General features: G+C 59.4%; 18 protein-coding genes. 16 read left to right on the top strand and 2 right to left on the bottom strand.

The window, feature by feature from the left end:
• Positions 1–30: 30 nt before the first annotated feature.
• The 4 genes from AC2FF7_RS09705 (at position 31) to AC2FF7_RS09690 (ending at position 4948) form a co-directional block, all read left to right on the top strand.
• Positions 31–2256, top strand: a complete 2226-nt coding sequence (locus AC2FF7_RS09705; RefSeq protein WP_496905570.1) for a primosomal protein N' — start codon at positions 31–33, stop codon at positions 2254–2256.
• A 73-nt stretch (positions 2257–2329) separates the two neighbouring features.
• Complete coding sequence (locus AC2FF7_RS09700; RefSeq protein ID WP_496905569.1) at positions 2330–3562, top strand: MFS transporter; 1233 nt, start codon at positions 2330–2332, stop codon at positions 3560–3562.
• Between the two features lie 64 nt (positions 3563–3626).
• Positions 3627–4499: a 50S ribosomal protein L11 methyltransferase gene (locus tag AC2FF7_RS09695; RefSeq protein WP_496905568.1), complete on the top strand. Its 873-nt coding sequence runs from the start codon at positions 3627–3629 to the stop codon at positions 4497–4499.
• A 104-nt stretch (positions 4500–4603) separates the two neighbouring features.
• Complete coding sequence (locus AC2FF7_RS09690; RefSeq protein WP_170355063.1) at positions 4604–4948, top strand: hypothetical protein; 345 nt, start codon at positions 4604–4606, stop codon at positions 4946–4948.
• Between the two features lie 106 nt (positions 4949–5054).
• On the opposite strand, the gene AC2FF7_RS09685 is transcribed toward AC2FF7_RS09690, so the two are convergent.
• Positions 5055–5267 (bottom strand): DUF1127 domain-containing protein, encoded by a 213-nt coding sequence (locus AC2FF7_RS09685; RefSeq protein WP_480866211.1) that lies wholly within the window; start codon positions 5265–5267, stop codon positions 5055–5057.
• A gap of 333 nt (positions 5268–5600) precedes the next feature.
• Between AC2FF7_RS09685 and ruvC the strand changes: the two genes are divergently transcribed.
• From ruvC to AC2FF7_RS09665, 4 genes are all read left to right on the top strand, one after another.
• Entirely contained in the window at positions 5601–6098 is a 498-nt protein-coding gene (gene ruvC, locus AC2FF7_RS09680) for a crossover junction endodeoxyribonuclease RuvC (protein ID WP_480866209.1), read from the top strand.
• Positions 6095–6772, top strand: coding sequence for a Holliday junction branch migration protein RuvA (gene ruvA / locus AC2FF7_RS09675; RefSeq protein WP_496905567.1), 678 nt, complete (start codon positions 6095–6097; stop codon positions 6770–6772). The genes ruvC and ruvA overlap by 4 nt, the downstream gene beginning before the upstream one ends.
• Before the next feature lie 4 nt (positions 6773–6776).
• A complete protein-coding gene (ruvB, locus tag AC2FF7_RS09670; RefSeq protein WP_480866206.1) occupies positions 6777–7796 on the top strand; it encodes a Holliday junction branch migration DNA helicase RuvB in 1020 nt (339 codons plus the stop codon).
• Positions 7797–7857: 61 nt separating this feature from the next.
• Positions 7858–8481 carry a hypothetical protein gene (locus AC2FF7_RS09665; protein ID WP_496905566.1) on the top strand — a complete coding sequence of 208 codons (624 nt, stop codon included), beginning with the start codon at positions 7858–7860 and terminating at the stop codon, positions 8479–8481.
• An 8-nt stretch (positions 8482–8489) separates the two neighbouring features.
• On the opposite strand, the gene AC2FF7_RS09660 is transcribed toward AC2FF7_RS09665, so the two are convergent.
• The gene (locus tag AC2FF7_RS09660; RefSeq protein WP_480866202.1) at positions 8490–10184 is read right to left on the bottom strand and encodes a SulP family inorganic anion transporter; all 1695 of its coding nucleotides are present in this window, start codon (positions 10182–10184) and stop codon (positions 8490–8492) included.
• Between the two features lie 191 nt (positions 10185–10375).
• Between AC2FF7_RS09660 and ybgC the strand changes: the two genes are divergently transcribed.
• From ybgC to tilS, 8 genes are all read left to right on the top strand, one after another.
• Positions 10376–10783, top strand: a complete 408-nt coding sequence (gene ybgC / locus AC2FF7_RS09655) for a tol-pal system-associated acyl-CoA thioesterase (RefSeq protein ID WP_480866201.1) — start codon at positions 10376–10378, stop codon at positions 10781–10783.
• Between the two features lie 110 nt (positions 10784–10893).
• On the top strand, positions 10894–11589 hold the full coding sequence (gene tolQ, locus AC2FF7_RS09650; RefSeq protein WP_170354913.1) for a protein TolQ: 696 nt from the start codon (positions 10894–10896) through the stop codon (positions 11587–11589).
• Position 11590: 1 nt separating this feature from the next.
• The gene (gene tolR, locus AC2FF7_RS09645) at positions 11591–12067 is read left to right on the top strand and encodes a protein TolR (protein ID WP_170753725.1); all 477 of its coding nucleotides are present in this window, start codon (positions 11591–11593) and stop codon (positions 12065–12067) included.
• Between the two features lie 9 nt (positions 12068–12076).
• Positions 12077–13183 (top strand): cell envelope integrity protein TolA, encoded by a 1107-nt coding sequence (tolA, locus tag AC2FF7_RS09640; protein WP_496905565.1) that lies wholly within the window; start codon positions 12077–12079, stop codon positions 13181–13183.
• Positions 13180–14499, top strand: coding sequence for a Tol-Pal system beta propeller repeat protein TolB (tolB, locus tag AC2FF7_RS09635; protein ID WP_480866197.1), 1320 nt, complete (start codon positions 13180–13182; stop codon positions 14497–14499). The genes tolA and tolB overlap by 4 nt, the downstream gene beginning before the upstream one ends.
• An 87-nt stretch (positions 14500–14586) precedes the next feature.
• Positions 14587–15099 (top strand): peptidoglycan-associated lipoprotein Pal, encoded by a 513-nt coding sequence (pal, locus tag AC2FF7_RS09630; protein WP_496905564.1) that lies wholly within the window; start codon positions 14587–14589, stop codon positions 15097–15099.
• Positions 15100–15103: 4 nt separating this feature from the next.
• Positions 15104–15928, top strand: coding sequence for a tol-pal system protein YbgF (gene ybgF, locus AC2FF7_RS09625; protein WP_170753733.1), 825 nt, complete (start codon positions 15104–15106; stop codon positions 15926–15928).
• A complete protein-coding gene (gene tilS, locus AC2FF7_RS09620) occupies positions 15925–17178 on the top strand; it encodes a tRNA lysidine(34) synthetase TilS (RefSeq protein WP_480866195.1) in 1254 nt (417 codons plus the stop codon). The genes ybgF and tilS overlap by 4 nt, the downstream gene beginning before the upstream one ends.
• Positions 17179–17232: the final 54 nt, after the last annotated feature.

Raw genomic sequence — 17232 nt, 5'->3', positions numbered from 1 at the left:
GTCGCGGATGGCTTTACCCCAATAACACCGATGCTGAAACCCCCGACCCGAGGAGATGCGGTGAGCGCGCAGGAGTATTTCGACCAGGGTGAGCTGGTGGCTGTGCTGACCACACAGCCCTTGGACCGGACGCTGGACTATAAAGCGCCCGAGGGCGGGTGTTTTATGGGCGCGTTTGTCGAGGTGCCGCTGGGCCCGCGCAAGGTACTGGGTGTGGTTTGGGGGCCGGGGCAGGGCGGTTTTGATCTGGCCAAGGCGCGATCCGTGATCCGTGTGCTTGAGGTCGCGCCGATGCGCGAAGAGATGCGTCTGTTTCTGGGCAAGGTGGCTGATTACACGCTGACACCGATGCCTGCGATGCTGCGGCTGGCAACCCGCGCGCCGGGGCTGGGCGATCCGCCGTCGATGCGGAAAATCTATCGTTTGGGTGGTGCAGAGCCCGACCGCATGACCGATGCGCGGACCCGTGTGCTTGAGGTGCTGCGCGACTATGGCGGGTTGGCGTTCACGTTGAAGGAACTGGCCGAGCAGGCGGGGGTGACGTCCTCGGTCGTCAAGGGCTTGGTTAAGCAAGGCGCGGTGCGCGAAGAAGACAGCCCGCGTGATTTGCCCTATCCCCGGCTGGATCCGGACTTGCCGGGCAAGACGCTGACCGGGGATCAGGCCGACGCTGTCGCGCGATTGAAGGCCGGGCAACGGTCCGGCGACTATGGCACGACACTGCTGAAGGGCGTCACCGGCTCGGGCAAGACCGAGGTTTACCTAGAGGCCGTCGCCGAAGCCCTGCGCATGGGGCGGCAGGCGCTGGTTCTGTTGCCCGAGATCGCCCTGACCGCCGAATTCCTGACGCGGGTCGAGGCGCGGTTTGGTGCGCGGCCTGCTGAATGGCACTCGGGTGCTACCATGACCGAACGCCGCCGGGTCTGGCGCATGGTCGGGCAGGGGGAAGCGCAACTGGTGGTTGGTGCGCGTTCGGCGCTGTTTCTTCCGTTTCGCGATCTGGGGCTGGTGGTGGTCGATGAGGAACACGACACCTCTTATAAACAGGAAGACGGGGTGCACTACAGCGCGCGGGACATGGCGGTGCTGCGGGCCTCGATCTGCGGGGGACGCGTGATTCTGGCCAGCGCGACGCCATCGCTGGAAAGCTGGGCCAATGCCGAGGCCGGAAAATATGAGCGGCTGGACCTGACCTCGCGCTTTGGGGCGGCAGTGCTGCCGGAGATGAAGCCCATCGACATGCGGACCGAGCAGATGCAGCCGGGGACGTGGATTTCGCCGTCGCTGCGGCAGGCAGTGCGGCAACGGATCGAACGCAGGGAACAATCACTGCTTTTCATCAACCGCCGTGGCTATGCGCCGGTGACGCTTTGCCGGGCGTGCGGTGAACAGATCGCCTGTGATCATTGCGACGCGCGGATGGTTGAGCACCGGTTCCTGAAACGCCTGATGTGCCACCAATGCGGTGAGACCAAGCCGATGCCCGACACCTGCCCGTCCTGCGGGGTCGAAGGCAAGCTGGCCCCGGTCGGCCCCGGGATCGAACGGCTGGCCGAAGAGGCGGAGGCGACCTTCCCCGAGGCCAAGATCGCAATGCTGAGTTCCGATCTGTTCGGCTCGGCCCGCGCTTTGAAGGCCAAGATCGAAGAAATTGCCGAGGGCGACGCGGATATTGTCATCGGTACGCAGCTGGTGGCCAAGGGGCACAACTTTCCAAAGCTGACTTTGGTAGGAGTGATTGATGCCGACCTGTCGCTGCACGGGGCCGACCTGCGGGCAGCGGAGCGCACATTCCAGCTTATGCGGCAGGTTGCAGGCCGGGCGGGACGGGCGGATAAGCCGGGGCAAGCGCTGTTGCAGACGTTTCAGCCTGAACACCCGGTGATCCGCGCCATTCTGTCAGGCGATGAAGAAGGGTTCTGGAAGGCCGAGGCCGCCGGGCGTCAGGCCGCTGGCGTCCCGCCCTATGGGCGCATGGCCGGGATCGTGTTGTCCGGGCCCGAGGTCGGGCCGGTTTTCGACATCGGTAACGCGATGGCGCGCAACGATGCGCCGCTGCGCGCGATTGATGCACAGGTCTTTGGTCCTGCGCCCGCGCCGATTGCGCGGATACGCGGGCGACATCGTGTGCGCCTGCTGGTCAAAGCCCCCAAGGGAGCGCCCATTCAGGACGCCATCGCCCGCTGGATCGCACCCTTGCGTCTGAAGGGCGACATTCGCCTAACTGTCGATATCGACCCACAGAGTTTTTACTGACCTCTGCACCTGTGCAGGTCGCTTGTGCGTCTGCCCCCTCGCCAAACTGTAAAAATGAGCGTAGAGCGGTGTCATGCTGAAACCCATGCCGCTCTCTGACGCGCAGAGCCTTCCGTTCTGGCGCCGTCCCATAACGCTCTTGTTCATGATGGCGTTGATGATGCCCATTGCGTTCAACGCATGGAGCGCGCTGCTGAACAATTTCGTCATCGAAGTGGCGAATTTCGACGGAGCGGATATTGGTCTGCTGCACACCGTTCGCGAAATTCCGGGCTTTCTGGCTGTTGGTGTGATTGCGGTTATCATCTTTATCCGTGAACAAGTGCTGGCGATGATCTCGCTGATGATGCTGGGCGTTGCGACTGCGATCACGGCGTGGTTCCCCAGCCTTGGCGGGCTGCTGTTTGTGACCTTGCTCAGCTCGATCGGGTTTCACTATTACGAGACGGTAAACCAGTCGCTGCAGCTGCAATGGTTGCCCAAGGATCGCGCACCGCAGGTGTTGGGCTGGCTGGTGGCCATGGGTTCAGCGGCGACAGCAGTGGTTTACGGGTTGATCGTGCTGACATGGGACCGGTTCGATCTGTCCTATAACCTCGTCTTCATGGCAGCGGGCGGCGTGACGGCCTTGTTGGCGCTGTTCTGCCTGCTGGCTTACCCGCAATTCGATGCGCCAACGCCGCAGACCAAGAAACTGATCCTGCGCAAACGCTATTGGCTGTATTACGCGCTGCAATTCATGGCCGGTGCCCGGCGGCAGATCTTTGTCGTCTTCGCAGGCTTCATGATGGTCGAGAAATTTGGGTTCGAGGTGCATGAGCTGACCAGCCTGTATCTGATCAATCTGGTGATCAACATGGCCGCCGCTCCGATGCTGGGCAAAGCCGTGTCCGTGTTCGGCGAGCGCCGCACGCTGATCTTTGAATATGCCGGTCTGGCCATCGTGTTCGCGGCCTATGGCGGCATCTATTGGTTTGGCTGGGGCGTGGTGCTGGCCGCGATCCTTTACGTGATCGACCACGTGCTGTTCGCGCTGGCATTGGCGCTGAAAACCTATTTCCAGAAAATCGCCGACCCTGCCGATATCGCACCAACCGCAGCCGTGGCGTTCACGATCAACCACATTGCCGCTGTATTCTTGCCTGCGTTGCTGGGTTTGCTGTGGGTGGTCTCGCCCGGCGCGGTGTTTACGCTGGCGGCAGCGATGGCGATGATCTCGCTGGCCTTGTCGTTGCTGATCCCGCGCCATCCCGAGCCGGGCAATGAAACCATCCTGTCAAAATACGCCCCGGCTCCTGCCGAATAAGCCAGCGCTTGACCTTGCCTGCCCGGCGGCCTAGGCGCAGGGGAAACCCAAACAGGAGGCCCCCATGCCCACATTCACTGCGCTGACCACTCTGATGGGCAAGAAAGCCGCCGAAGGCTTGGGCGAAGCAATGGAGCGTCTGGAGCCGGAACCCACCGGCGTTGGTGTGTTCGAGGTCGAGGATGGCTCGGGCCTGTGGGAAGTTGGTGGCTATTTCACCGAAACCCCGGATGAAACCGCGCTGGCCGTTCTGGCCGCCGCATTCGAGGCCAAGCCCTTTGTCGTCTCGGAACTGCCCGAAACCGATTGGGTCGCTCATGTGCGACGCGAACTCGCCCCGGTCGAGGCCGGGCGGTTCTTTGTCTATGGCAGCCACGACGCGGACAAACTGCCCGAAGGCCGCATTCCCCTGCTGATCGAGGCCGCGATGGCTTTTGGCACCGGACACCACGGGACGACGCTGGGGTGCCTCAAGGCGCTGGATCATCTGCTGAATGAGGGGTTCGAGGCGACGAAGGTGGCCGATATCGGCTGCGGCACCGCTGTTCTGGCCATGGCCGCAGCGCGGGTATGGCGGGGTGATATCATCGCCAGCGATATTGACCAGGTGGCCGTCGATGTGGCCGAGGCGAACTTGAAAGCCAATGGCATGGCCGGACAGGTGGAATGCGTCGAGGCGGCAGGGTTCGACCATCCCGACCTGAAAGCGCATGCGCCCTACGATCTGATTTTTGCCAACATCCTGAAAGGCCCTCTAGTTGCGTTGGCACCCGAGATCGGGGCGAATCTGAACACTGGCGGATATGCGATTCTATCTGGAATCCTGAACGAACAGGCCGATGATGTAGTCTCGGTTTATTCTCAAAACGAGTTCAATCTCACTCAAAGATCCCAGATTGGCGAGTGGACGACGCTAATCTTAAGCAAACAGGGCTAAATTCGGGCCATTTACAGGAGTTTTGTAGATTCCTGCCACTTTTTTGGCGCAATCTCTTTTTACCGTTCAAGCATGGATATCGGGGGCGGTTTGTGGAGGCTGCCATGACTGGAAAACAACTGGAATTTGATCAGCGCATTCATCGCCTGAACAAAAAGCACGCAAAACTCAGCCGAGGCTATCGCGCGACGATGCGAAAAGATGGTCTTGTAGTAATGAGGCCGCAGCGTGTTCAGTCGGCTGTGCCGTTCAAAGTTCTTGTGATGGCTTTTTTGGGCTTTATCGCTTTCAAAACTTTCTTGCTTACGAGCTTAGGTTCTGGCGGATATCAGTATCGCGTGGACAGCCTTGCCGAAGGCACTCAGGTCGAAAAAGCTGGTGCGTGGATCATGCAGATTGATCCGCTTTCTTCGTTTCTCTCAACTCAGGTCGCCAAATATTTGCCCTGAGTTTCGTCTGCTCTGACGAAAAACGCCGCGCATAGATGAATGCGCGGCGTTCTTCTTTGCCCCCGAGGGAGAAAGGGGCTTGTGAGTGGTGGGGGTGTGCTAATCCCTACCGGCGGCCTTCTGCCACGACGTCGATGTCGCCCCGGCACAGACCGATATCTTCCAGTTCGCGATCTGTCAGACCGCTCAGCGCATTACGGGTCATGCGGGCGTCATTCCATTCGATAACGGCGCTTACGGCCGATGCAAAAATTCCGCCGATACGGCCAGCAGGGCCGAATGAGCCAGTGGTGGCGCGGGTGGTATCCAGTGCAGCCATATCCTGTTTCCTTCTGGTTAGAGTTCCATGAGTGTCATTCGATTTGACGGGCATTTAGGGATGTCGTTCTGACACTGCAAGTGATGAAAACGCATGTGTCCTATGCGTTTTTTGCAAGTCTCGGAATTTGTGAAAACCCCTTAATACTATGGCCATTTTACGGTCATAAAACATGTCGAAAACAGGCTTTCCGCTGTCGTAAATTGACTGATTTGTCGGTGGCGAAACAAGTCTGTCGTTTTTAGCCCGCCCGTCAATTCGCTTGGAAAATGTTCACGCTTCGTGCTAACCCGTAAGAAAGATCACAAAAACCCGAGCAGGCTGGGGCACAACATGCGAATTTTGGGCATTGATCCGGGGCTACGAACCCTGGGATGGGGCGTCATCGAATCGCATGGCAGCCGCCTGAGCCATGTGGCCAACGGGCTGTGCAAATCGGATGGGGATGATTTGGGCGAGCGGCTGTTGTCTCTGCACAACCAGATTGTCGAGGTGATCGCCGAACACGCCCCCGATCAAGCCGCGATCGAGCAGACTTTCGTGAACAAGGATGGCGCTGGAACGCTGAAACTGGGTCAGGCGCGCGGGGTTGCCCTGCTTACTCTGGCGCAGGCGGGGTTGCCAGTAGGGGAATACGCGCCGAACCGGGTTAAGAAAACGGTGGTAGGTGTCGGGCACGCCGAGAAAGAGCAGGTCTTGCACATGGTAAAGCTGCAGCTGCCCGGGTGTCAGCCCAAAGGCGCGGATGCGGCAGATGCGCTGGCGATTGCGATCTGTCATTCCTACTACGGCACGGCGCCGCAGACGCGGATGAAAGAGGTACGGGTATGATCGGAAAACTCACAGGACGACTGGATTACCGCGCGGCGGATCACGTCCTGATCGACGTGCGCGGGGTTGGGTATATCGTCTATTGCTCGGACCGGACCATGGCGGCGCTGCCGGGTGTGGGTGAGGCGGTCTCGATCTATACCGACATGGTGGTGCGCGAAGACCTGATGCAGTTGTATGGTTTCTTGTCTCTGGTCGAAAAGGAATGGCATCGGCTGCTGTGTTCCGTTCAGGGCGTGGGGGCCAAAGTGTCTTTGGCGATCTTGTCGGCGCTTGGCCCAGATGGCGTCAGCCGCGCGATTGCCTTGGGCGATTGGGGCGCGGTCAAGGCGGCCAAGGGCGTGGGGCCGAAGACGGCGCAGCGCATCGTTCTGGACCTGAAAGACAAAGCGCCGGGTGTGATGGCCATGGGCGGCACCGTGACCGAGGCGATGGATGGCCCTGTGCTGGAAACGGTCGAATTGGTTGAGCCCGCGCCTGCGCCGAAACGCGCGGCGAAATCGGCCTCGAGCAATGCGGCGGCCTCGGCTGGTGCGCTGTCGGCGCTTTCCAATCTGGGGTACGGCCCGTCCGAGGCGGCCTCGGCTGTGGCTGAAGCGGCCGCCAGCCTGCCGGATGCGGGCGAGGCCGAGTTGATCCGGGCGGCGTTGAAACTGCTGGCTCCGAAAGGCTGAATGAATGACTGACGCCGATCCAACCCTGCGCGCTGACCCTTTGCCCGAGGATAACGATCGCGCCCTGCGTCCTCAGGGATTGGATGAGTTCATCGGTCAGGCCGAAGCACGCGCCAACCTACGCATCTTTATCCAATCGGCCCGTCAGCGGGGCGAGGCGATGGACCATACGCTGTTTCATGGCCCTCCGGGCCTTGGCAAGACGACGCTGGCACAGATCATGGCGCGCGAGCTGGGGGTGAATTTCCGCATGACCTCTGGCCCCGTGCTGGCCAAGGCGGGTGATCTGGCGGCGATCCTGACCAATCTGGAATCACGCGACGTGTTGTTCATCGACGAGATTCACCGGCTGAACCCCGCCGTCGAAGAAGTGCTGTACCCGGCGATGGAGGATTTTGAGCTGGATCTGGTGATCGGCGAAGGCCCCGCCGCGCGCACCGTTCGGATTGAGTTACAGCCCTTTACGCTGGTCGGAGCGACCACGCGAATGGGTCTGCTGACCACGCCCTTGCGCGACCGTTTCGGCATTCCGACAAGGCTGCAATTCTACACCGTCGATGAACTGCACGAGATCGTCACCCGTAATGCCCGCAAGCTGGGCGCCCCAGCGGATGACGCTGGCGCGCGTGAAATCGCGCGCCGGTCGCGTGGCACGCCGCGCATCGCGGGGCGGCTGCTGCGTCGGGTGGTGGATTTCGCCATCGTCGAAGGCGACGGGCGGATCACGCAGGAACTGGCCGATGGCGCGCTGACCCGTTTGGGCGTGGACAATCTGGGTCTGGACGGTGCGGATCGGCGCTATCTCAAGCTGATTGCCGAAAATTACGCTGGGGGACCGGTGGGGATCGAAACGCTCTCGGCGGCGCTGTCGGAAAGTCGGGATTCGCTGGAAGAGGTGATTGAGCCATACCTGTTGCAGCAGGGTTTGATCCAACGAACGCCCCGTGGGCGGATGCTGGCGCAAAAGGCGTGGACGCATCTGGGTATGGCCGCGCCCAAGGGGCAAAGCGATCTGTTTGGTTGAAGCCTGAGACCAGAACTTTTATGGGTGCGCCATAGCAGCCACCCAGTGTCGAGGATTGCGTGTGACCCCTGAAGACATACAAACCCTGTTCACCCGCGAAAGCGGAGAGTTTCTGTTCGCCCGCTGGGGACGCCCAATCGTCCCGATCGTTTTTGGGGTGCAGGACGATACGCTCGCCACCGTCAAAGGTGCGTTTGAGGCGGTTGTAACCTTGGCCGGGCACAAGATGGCCGAAACCGACCCCGAGTTGGGCGCAAATTGCATGGTCTTCTTTTTCCGCGACTGGAAGGAGTTGCTGGAGGTTCCCGATCTGGACCGCCTCATCCCCGACCTTGCGCCTTTGGTGGCTCGACTGGTCGCGGCAGATGCCAATCAATACCGCGTTTTTCGGTTCGAAGAGGATGGTGCAATTCGGGCGGCGTTTGTCTTTCTGCGCATGGACAATGAGCTGTCGAAAGTTCCGGCTGAAACTCTGGCGCTTAGCCAGGTGGTACAGACAATACTGCTTTGGTCTGACACCGCTTTTCGGGCGCAATCACCGTTGGCTGTGGCAGGTGAAACAACAGTGTTGCGCCCCGATGTCGCCGCGTTGATCCGGGCCGCTTACGACCCCGTGTTGCCAGGGGCAACGCAGGATTCTGCACATGCTTTACGATTGTTCGCGCGTCTGCAAGCAAGCCACTAGGTCGAACCTCAGGGGATTTTGCTGTGGAACGCTGACAGCAATGCGGTCTCGTCGGTGAAAAAGGCTTCCTCTCCGACCAGATCGGTGACGCCGTACCTGTCCAGTTCCGCGCGCACCTTTGGTGAGACAAGCAAGAACACCAACCGAATGCCCTGTGCGTCCAGCACCCGGTCCATGTCGCGCAACGTAAAACCGGCGGAGAAGTCCACGTCATCTACGGCCGATGCTTCAAGGCAGAACCAGCGTATATCGTTTTGTGGGTCCGACGTGATCGCCCGGATCTCATCTGCAAGCCGTTGCGTGTTGGCATAATACAGGCTGTGGGAAAAACGATAGATCACCAGTCCGGGGTCAAACTGGTTGGGGCGCTCGATGGATTTGGCGCGCCAGCCTTCGCCTGTTTCATTGCGCACGATCACGGTGTTTCTGGGGTGATAGCCGCGTCGCGTATGGTCGATCAGGGATAGGGCCATCGCCAGAATGATCCCTTGTTCGACTCCAACCAGCACCACAACTGCAGCGGTTGCCACTGCGATCCAGAATTCGGACCGTGCCTGGCGATAGATCGCAATCAGACCCTTTACGTCGATCAGTTTGAGTCCGATCAGAAACACGATTGCAGACAGGGCGGCGTTAGGCAGATACGCCAGTGGACCGGTCAGGAACAGAATGACAATAAGCACGATCAGCACGGTGGTCAGCTGCGCAATCTGACTGCGCCCACCCGCGCTTGCGACCATTTCGGTTTTTGTGGGGCTACCGTTAACCACAAAAGTCCCGCTGAACGCAGCGCCAATATTGGCCAGACTCAACCCGATCAAATCAGTGTTTTCGTTGAAGCGCTCTTCATACCGGGCAGCGTACGCGCGCGAGGTTGCTGCGCTTTGTGCCAGGATGACAACAAAGATCGAAATGGCCGTCGGCAGCAATTGTTTGAACAGGTTCCAGCTCCAGTCGACATTTGGAATGGACAAGGAGGGCAAACCGCTGGGAACAGGGCCAAGCACAGCAATTCCTGATGCGCTGAGTTGGAACGCCCAACTGCACAGGATGACGCCGATAATGGCGATCAAAGGCCCCGGAGTTTTGTTCGACAAGCGTTTGCAGCCGACGACGATGACTAAAACAGCAGCGGATACCAGTAGCGTACCGGAACTGATCTGATCAATCTGTTGCACGGCATCTGCCAGCTTTGCGATTGTGCCATGTCCGGAAGTCTCGATCCCCAATAAGCCGGGGAGTTCACCGCACGCGACCTGGATACCGACGCCGGCAAGGAATCCAACAAGCACCGTTCTGGACAGGAAATCCGCAAGAAAACCTAAGCCGATAACTCGGGCAACTATCAGCAATACCCCGGCCATCAACGCCAGGAGTGAGGCAAGGGCCAGATATTCGTTGGATCCCGAAACCGCCATGCCCGCCAGCGCCGAAGCCGTAATTGCCGCCGTCGCTGAATCTGCGCCCACCACCAAATGCCGCGAAGATCCGAAGATTGCGAACAGTGCCATCGGGATGAGGATAGTGTACAGGCCAGTCACGACCGGAGTGCCTGCGATTTTGGTGTATCCCATCACCTCAGGGATCGCGAGGCAGGCAAAAGTCAGCCCTGCCAGAACCTCGGCCGGCAGTCTGGGCAGGTTCAGCGGCAGAATGCCCTGAAAAATCGGTAGCGCCCTGTTTTCTCGGCCTTTACCTGCCACGTTGCCCCCTATGCAATGTCGGTTTCTTGAGTGAGAGTGTATCGGGAGGAGCGTTGGAATACGAGCATCTGTACCTGATCACGAAAATTAACAGGTCTTGGGGATTGCAGGTGGCACGGCGGACATGCATCTGTTTGGAGTGGGGGATGCCCCGTTTGTTCAGAAGTCCTTATGTGGCCGGAATTCAGATCATGACCCAAGATTCAGACGCGTTGAAAAAGCACATTTTCCCGATCCGGGTTTATTATGAAGACACGGATATGGGCGGCGTGGTCTACCACGCGAACTATCTGAAATACATCGAACGTGCCCGGTCGGACTATGTACGCAATATTGGTAACGACCAGAACGCGATGCGGGATGCTGGCATCGTCTGGGTCGTGCGAAAAATCGAAGCTGAATACCTGGCCACAGCCAAATTCGATGATGAACTGCAGATCGAAACCTGGATCACGGCACTTTCGGGTGCCAGATTAACGATGGCACAGCGCGTGTCGCGAGGGGAAATCGAGGTATTCACTGCCTCGGTCACGGCAGTTTGTATGAATGCACAGGGCAAACCGGTGCGTCTTCCGGCAGAGATTCGCGCATTGTTGTAACAATTTCAGCCGCCGGGGTGGTTCTGTTGGCTTTTCACACCCAACTGCGTTAGCGTTCATCAAAACAAGGCCAAAGAAACGGCCGTCAGGCAAAACTAAAGAGCAGGTTCATGGAAGCTGAAACGCTGGCGCTGGCGCAGGAGATCGACTTCTCCATGTGGGGGCTGTATGCCCGCGCGACCTTTATCGTAAAACTGGTGATGCTGATGCTGATCGGTGCGTCGGTTTGGTCTTGGGGTATTATCATTCAGAAAATCATCAACTATCGGGCCGCCCGGCGCGAGGCGCAGGTGTTTGATGAGGCGTTCTGGTCCGGAAACCCCCTGGATGAGTTGTTCGAACAGATTGGCACACAGCCTGACGGCAGTTCGGAAAAGATTTTCGCCTCGGGTATGATCGAGTGGCGTCGCTCGCACCGTACAGATGGCGGGTTGATCGCCGGCGCAACGGCCCGGATCGACCGGTCGATGGATGTGGCCATCGCGAAAGAGGCTGAGACTCTGCAAAAGGGCCTGCCTGTCTTGGCAACGGTAGGTTCGACCGCACCCTTTATCGGCCTGTTCGGAACTGTTTGGGGCATCATGAACGCCTTTATCGAGATTGCCGAACAACAAAACACCAATCTGGCGGTTGTGGCCCCCGGTATCGCCGAGGCTTTGCTGGCGACCGGTCTGGGCCTGTTAGCCGCGATCCCGGCGGTGATTTTCTACAACAAACTCAGCGCCGATAGTGATCGGATCGTGGGTGGCTACGAGGCGTTTGCCGACGAGTTCGCCACCATCCTGTCGCGCCAGTTGGACAGCTAAGATGGGTGCGGCGGTTCAGCAAAGCTCGGGCGGGAATGGGCGCAGACGCGGACGGCGTCGCGGTCGTGCACAGCCCATGGCCGAGATTAACGTGACCCCGTTTGTGGACGTCATGCTGGTGCTGCTGATCATCTTCATGGTGGCCGCACCTTTGTTGACGGTCGGGGTGCCGGTGGATCTGCCCAAGACCGCGGCAAGCGCATTGCCCGGCGACAACGAAGAACCCTTGACCGTGACGCTGACGGCTGATGGGCAAGTGCAGATCCAGACTACTGACATTCAGCGTGAAGAATTGATTGGCAGATTGCGCGCCATCGCGTCCGAGCGCAGCAGTGACCGCGTGTTCTTGCGGGCGGATGGCTCGATCCCTTATGCGCAGGTGATGCAGGTAATGGGTGCGTTGAATGCGGGCGGGTTTTCCAATGTCGGGCTTGTGACTGACACCGGCGGCCCGACGCTTGACGAAGGTGGAGAGTGAGGCGGCACGGTGGATACCGGCACCAAGATCTCGGCTATTGCCCATGTCAGTCTGATCGGATGGGCCTTATTCGGCGGCACGTTCCGGTCCGAACCCTTGCCTATGGCCGTACAGGATGTCTCTGTGATTTCGGCTGAGCAATTTGCGGCAATGACCGCCCAACGGGACGCGCCCGAAGTGGCCACCCCGGCCGCTTTGCAGCAACCCGAAGCTCCGGTCGAAGATGCAACGCCCCCCGCACAGGTCGAAGAAGAGCAGCCGGTGCCAGAGGTATCGGAACCGGCTGAGCCGGAGCCTGATACGGTTCCGGAAGCGGTTGAGCCCCCTCCTGAACCAGTTGTGATAGAACAACCCCCGACGCTTGAGCCTCCCGAGCCGGACGTAGTTGCCTTGCCAACACCGCCGGGACCCGAAGCACAGCCGCGCCCTGCGGACAGGGTTGCGCCCGAGCCCGTCGCGCCGCCTCCGCCCGAGGCCGCACCGGATGATATCGAAACACCCGCTGTGTCTTTGGACGAAGGCGCCGAGGTTCAGCAGGAACAGCAGGATCAAACCGCCCCCGAAGAGGCGACAGATGAGATCGTGACCGAGGCCGAGGAAGCCAAGGAATACGCGCCCCGCAGTTCTCCGCGGCCACAGGTTCGGCCAAACCGACCGACCCCTCCGGCGCAGCCCGAGGTGGCGGAAGCGCCTGAAGCCGAGCCCGAGACGCCTGCACCCCAGCCTGCGGATGAAAGCGCCATCGAGGATGCGTTGGCTGAAGCGTTGGGGCAGGGCAACGAACCCTCGGGCCCGCCACTGACCAGCGGTGAGAAAGATGCGATGCGTTTGGCAGTGTCCAAGTGTTGGAATGTAGGGTCGTTGTCGACTGACGCGTTGCAGACTGTGGTCGTCGTCGGGTTTTCACTCACGCCGGATGGCAATGTGGTGGGCGGCAGCTTGCGCCTGATCGAGAGTTCCGGCGGATCTTCCGGCGCTTCAAGACAGGCCTACGAAGCCGCCCGGCGTGCTATCTTGCGCTGTGGAGCCAGAGGATATGACCTGCCTGCTGACAAGTATGAGCATTGGCAGGATATTGAGATTACATTCAATCCCGAGAGGATGCGGATCAAATGATAAGATTTCTGACCAGCCTGTTGCTTGGCCTGACGCTTTTGACAGCGCCGGTTTATGCCCAGAACGGACCGCTGCGCTTGGAACTGGATCAGGGGATTATCGAACCCTTGCCCTTCGCGGTGCCCAGTTTCGTGCCCGACGGTCCGGCTGCGGCTCAGTACGCGCAGGATATCACGCGGGTTGTCGCAGCGGACCTCACCGGCACCGGGCTGTTCCGCGAAATCTCATCCGATGCGTTTATCAGCCGGGTCAGCAGCTTTGAAGATGCGCTGCAATTTGCCGACTGGAAGGCGATCAATGCCGAGGCACTTGTTACCGGGGCGGTGAATGTTTCGGGCAATCGGCTGACGGTCCGCTTCCGGGTCTGGGACGTTTTTTCCGGGCAGGAGCTTGGTAACGGTCTGCAGTTCGCAGGCACTACAGATGGCTGGCGGCGCATGGCGCATAAGGTGGCCGATCAGGTCTATAGTCGCGTGACGGGTGAGGGCGGTTACTTCGACAGCCGAGTGGCCTTTGTGTCGGAAAGCGGTCCCAAGAATCAGCGGCTTAAACGTCTGGCGATCATGGACTACGATGGTGCAAACGTGCAGTACCTGACCGACAGTGCCGCCATCGTGCTGGCCCCGCGCTTTTCGCCGACGGGGGATCGGTTGCTTTATACCAGCTATGAAACCGGCCAGCCGCGCATCTATGTGCTGGATGTGGACCGTGTCCGCCGCACCGAGCTGAACACGCCCGGCGGCACGATGAGCTTTTCGCCGCGCTTCTCGCCGGATGGACGCTCGATTGTCTATTCGCTGATTCAAGGGGGGAATACCGATCTTTGGAAGATGGATCTGGCCTCGGGGCAAAGCGTGCGTTTGACTAACACGCCGGCGATTGAGACCGCGCCCAGCTATTCGCCAGATGGGTCGCAAATCGTGTTCGAAAGCGACCGCTCGGGCACGCCGCAACTGTATATCATGCCCGCAAATGGGGGTGAGGCGACGCGGATCAGTTTCGGTCAGGGGCGTTATGGCACGCCGGTCTGGTCTCCGCGCGGCGATCTGATCGCGTTTACCAAGCAGAACAAAGGCCGGTTCCATATCGGCGTGATGCGCACCGATGGCAGTGAGGAACGCCTATTGACCTCGTCTTTTCTGGACGAAGGGCCGACATGGTCGCCCAATGGCCGGGTGATCATGTTTACCCGCGAAACCCAAGGGGCGAGCGGTCGGGCGACTTTGTATTCGGTGGATATTTCGGGCCGGAACCTGCGCCCGGTGCGCACGCCGGATGGTGGCAGCGATCCGTCCTGGGGGCCTTTGCAGAATTGATCGCGGGGGCGGTCGGAAAAGTTCACAAGAAACCCGCGCTGTGATACACAGGCGGCAATAAACTGATAAAACAACGAGGCACTTGAAATGAACGTATTGGGCAAAGTGGTAGCAGTGGGCGCGCTTGGCATTCTGGCTGCCTGTACCAGTAACGATCCATCCGATTTGGGCGGGGGCTTTGGCAGTGGCGCGAATGGTGGTGGATTGGCGGCTGGGTCACCAAGTGATCCGCGCTCACCTGCCTATTTCCAGCAGACCGTCGGCGATCGTGTGTTGTTTGCGGTCGATCAATCAACGCTGACACCGCAGGCGCAGACTGTTTTGCAAGGGCAGGCGGATTGGTTGCTGGCAAACCCGGATTTCGTGGCGAACATAGAAGGTCACGCGGATGAACAAGGCACCCGTGAATATAACCTCGCATTGGGCGCACGCCGGGCGAATGCGGCACGGGAATATCTGATCTCGCGCGGGGTGGCAGGCAATCGCTTGACTACGGTCAGCTTTGGCAAAGAACGCCCAATCGAGATTTGCAGCACCGAGGAATGCTATTCCAAGAACCGCCGTGCGGTTACTGTGCTGACCGGGTCAACACTGGGGTAAGGCGATGAAAGTTGCAGGATGGGTTCTGGCGGCGGTTCTGACCACCGCCAGCGTGGCGCAAGCGCAAGATCAGCAGACTCTGGCGGATATTCGGCAAGAACTGACTGTGTTGCATGTGGAAATCCAGCGTCTGAAGCGTGAGTTTTCGACAACGGGCTCTCCGGCACCGAACCTGTCCGGCAGTTCGATATTGGAGCGTGTGGACGCGATCGAGGCCGAGTTGCAGCGCCTGACCCGCCAGACCGAGCAGTTGAACCAGCGGGTGCAGAATATCGTTACCGACGGCACCAACCGCATCGGCGATCTGGAGTTCCGTCTGGTCGAACTGGAAGGCGGTGACCTGAGCGCGCTAGGAGAGACCTCGAGCCTTGGAGGGGACACCGAGATTGCTACCGCGGCCCCGACCTCGCCCAGCGCACCGGTTGCGATTGATCAGGGAGAGCTGGCAATAGGTGAACGGGCGGATTTTGATGCTGCGGCGCAGGCATTGGCTGAAGGTAGTTTCCAAGCAGCGGCTGACCAATTTGCCAATTTTGACGTCTCTTACCCGGGCAGCCCACTGGCGCCTGAAGCCAATCTGAAGCGCGGGCACGCGCTTGAGGGCCTGGGCGACACGCGTGAAGCTGCGCGTGCTTTCCTTGCCAGCTTTACCGGCGACTCCGAGGGCGCATTTGCGCCCGAAGCGTTGTTTGAACTTGGCTCGGCCCTTGGGCGTCTTGGGCAGCGGGATCAGGCGTGCATCACGCTTGGGGAAGTCGGGGTGCGGTTTCCCGCCTCTTCTGCAGCGACTAGCGCAACGCAGGAAATGACCTCGCTGGGCTGTCCTTGAGCGCACTTGCCGACAGGTTACGATCCGAGATTCGTGCAGGTTTGCCTGAACAGTTGCCTTCTCGACTAGGCGTTGCCGTATCGGGCGGAGGCGACTCGCTCGCCTTGTTGCATCTGATGAATGATCTCGCTCATGCCGAAGGTATTGAACTGCGTGCGGCGACAGTAAACCACCATCTGCGCGCGGAAGCAGCGACCGAGGCGCTGTGGGTTTCGGACCACGCAAAGTCTATGGGTGTGTCGCATGACATTCTGGAGTGGCACGGTTGGAAAAAATCGGGAAACCTTCAGGATCAAGCGCGTCGCGCACGGTACGATTTGCTGACGGACTGGGCGCGGCGAAACCAGATCGGTGCGGTTGCTTTGGGTCATACTGCGGATGATCAGGCCGAGACCTTTCTGATGCGTTTGGGTCGCGCGGCAGGTGTTACCGGTCTGTCCGGCATGTCGACTGTTCGCAATCGTGACGGGTTTGTCCTATTGCGTCCGATGCTGAAGATCACCCGGCAGACCCTGCGGGAATACCTGACCGAGATCGGGGTCGAATGGATCGAAGATCCTTCGAATCAGGATCGTCGTTTTGATCGTGTCAAAGCCCGTGATGAGTTGGTCGGGCTTGGTGAAATCGGCATAACGGTCGAGTCTTTGGCACGGGTTGCTGATAATCTTGCACAAGCCCGTGATGCCTTGGATCACTTTACGCAGGAATCCGCTGCCAAGGTGTTGGTTCCGGTGTCCGGTGATGTCTGTTTGGATCGCGAGGGCTTTGATGCTCTGCCCCAAGAGATTCAGCGCCGTTTGTTGATTGGCTGCATCCGATGGATTGCGGGAGGTGACTACCCGCCGCGCCAATCAGCGGTAGATGTCGCCCTTCATGCGATCAAACAGGGAAACGGGGCAACACTAGGGGGCTGTGTTCTTGTTACAAAAGCGCAGAAAACATGGATTTGTCGAGAACTAAACGCGATTTCGTACGAAACATGCGATCCCGACCAGACTTGGGATAAACGCTGGATTCTGTCCGGCCCCTCCGGAAGCGATTTGCAAGTAAAACCACTTGGTGAACATGGCATCGCGCAGGTTTCAGGTTGGCGTGATCTTGGAAAACCACGTGCGGCTTTAGTCGCCTCGCCCGCGATTTGGCACAAAGATGTGTTAATTTCGGCCCCATTGGCCGGTTTTGGCAACGGATGGCGCGCAGAAATCGTGTCGAAATGGCCCGACTTTCACTCTTCGTTTTTATCGCATTGAACCTGCTTGAATCCTCTCTATTTTAAGAAGCAACCCGGCGGACACGCATCCGCC

This window comes from Ruegeria sp. YTSC325 (assembly GCF_059609525.1).
Note: the sequence above shows the minus strand (reverse complement) of the source record. Positions and strands in the feature narration are given on the sequence as shown.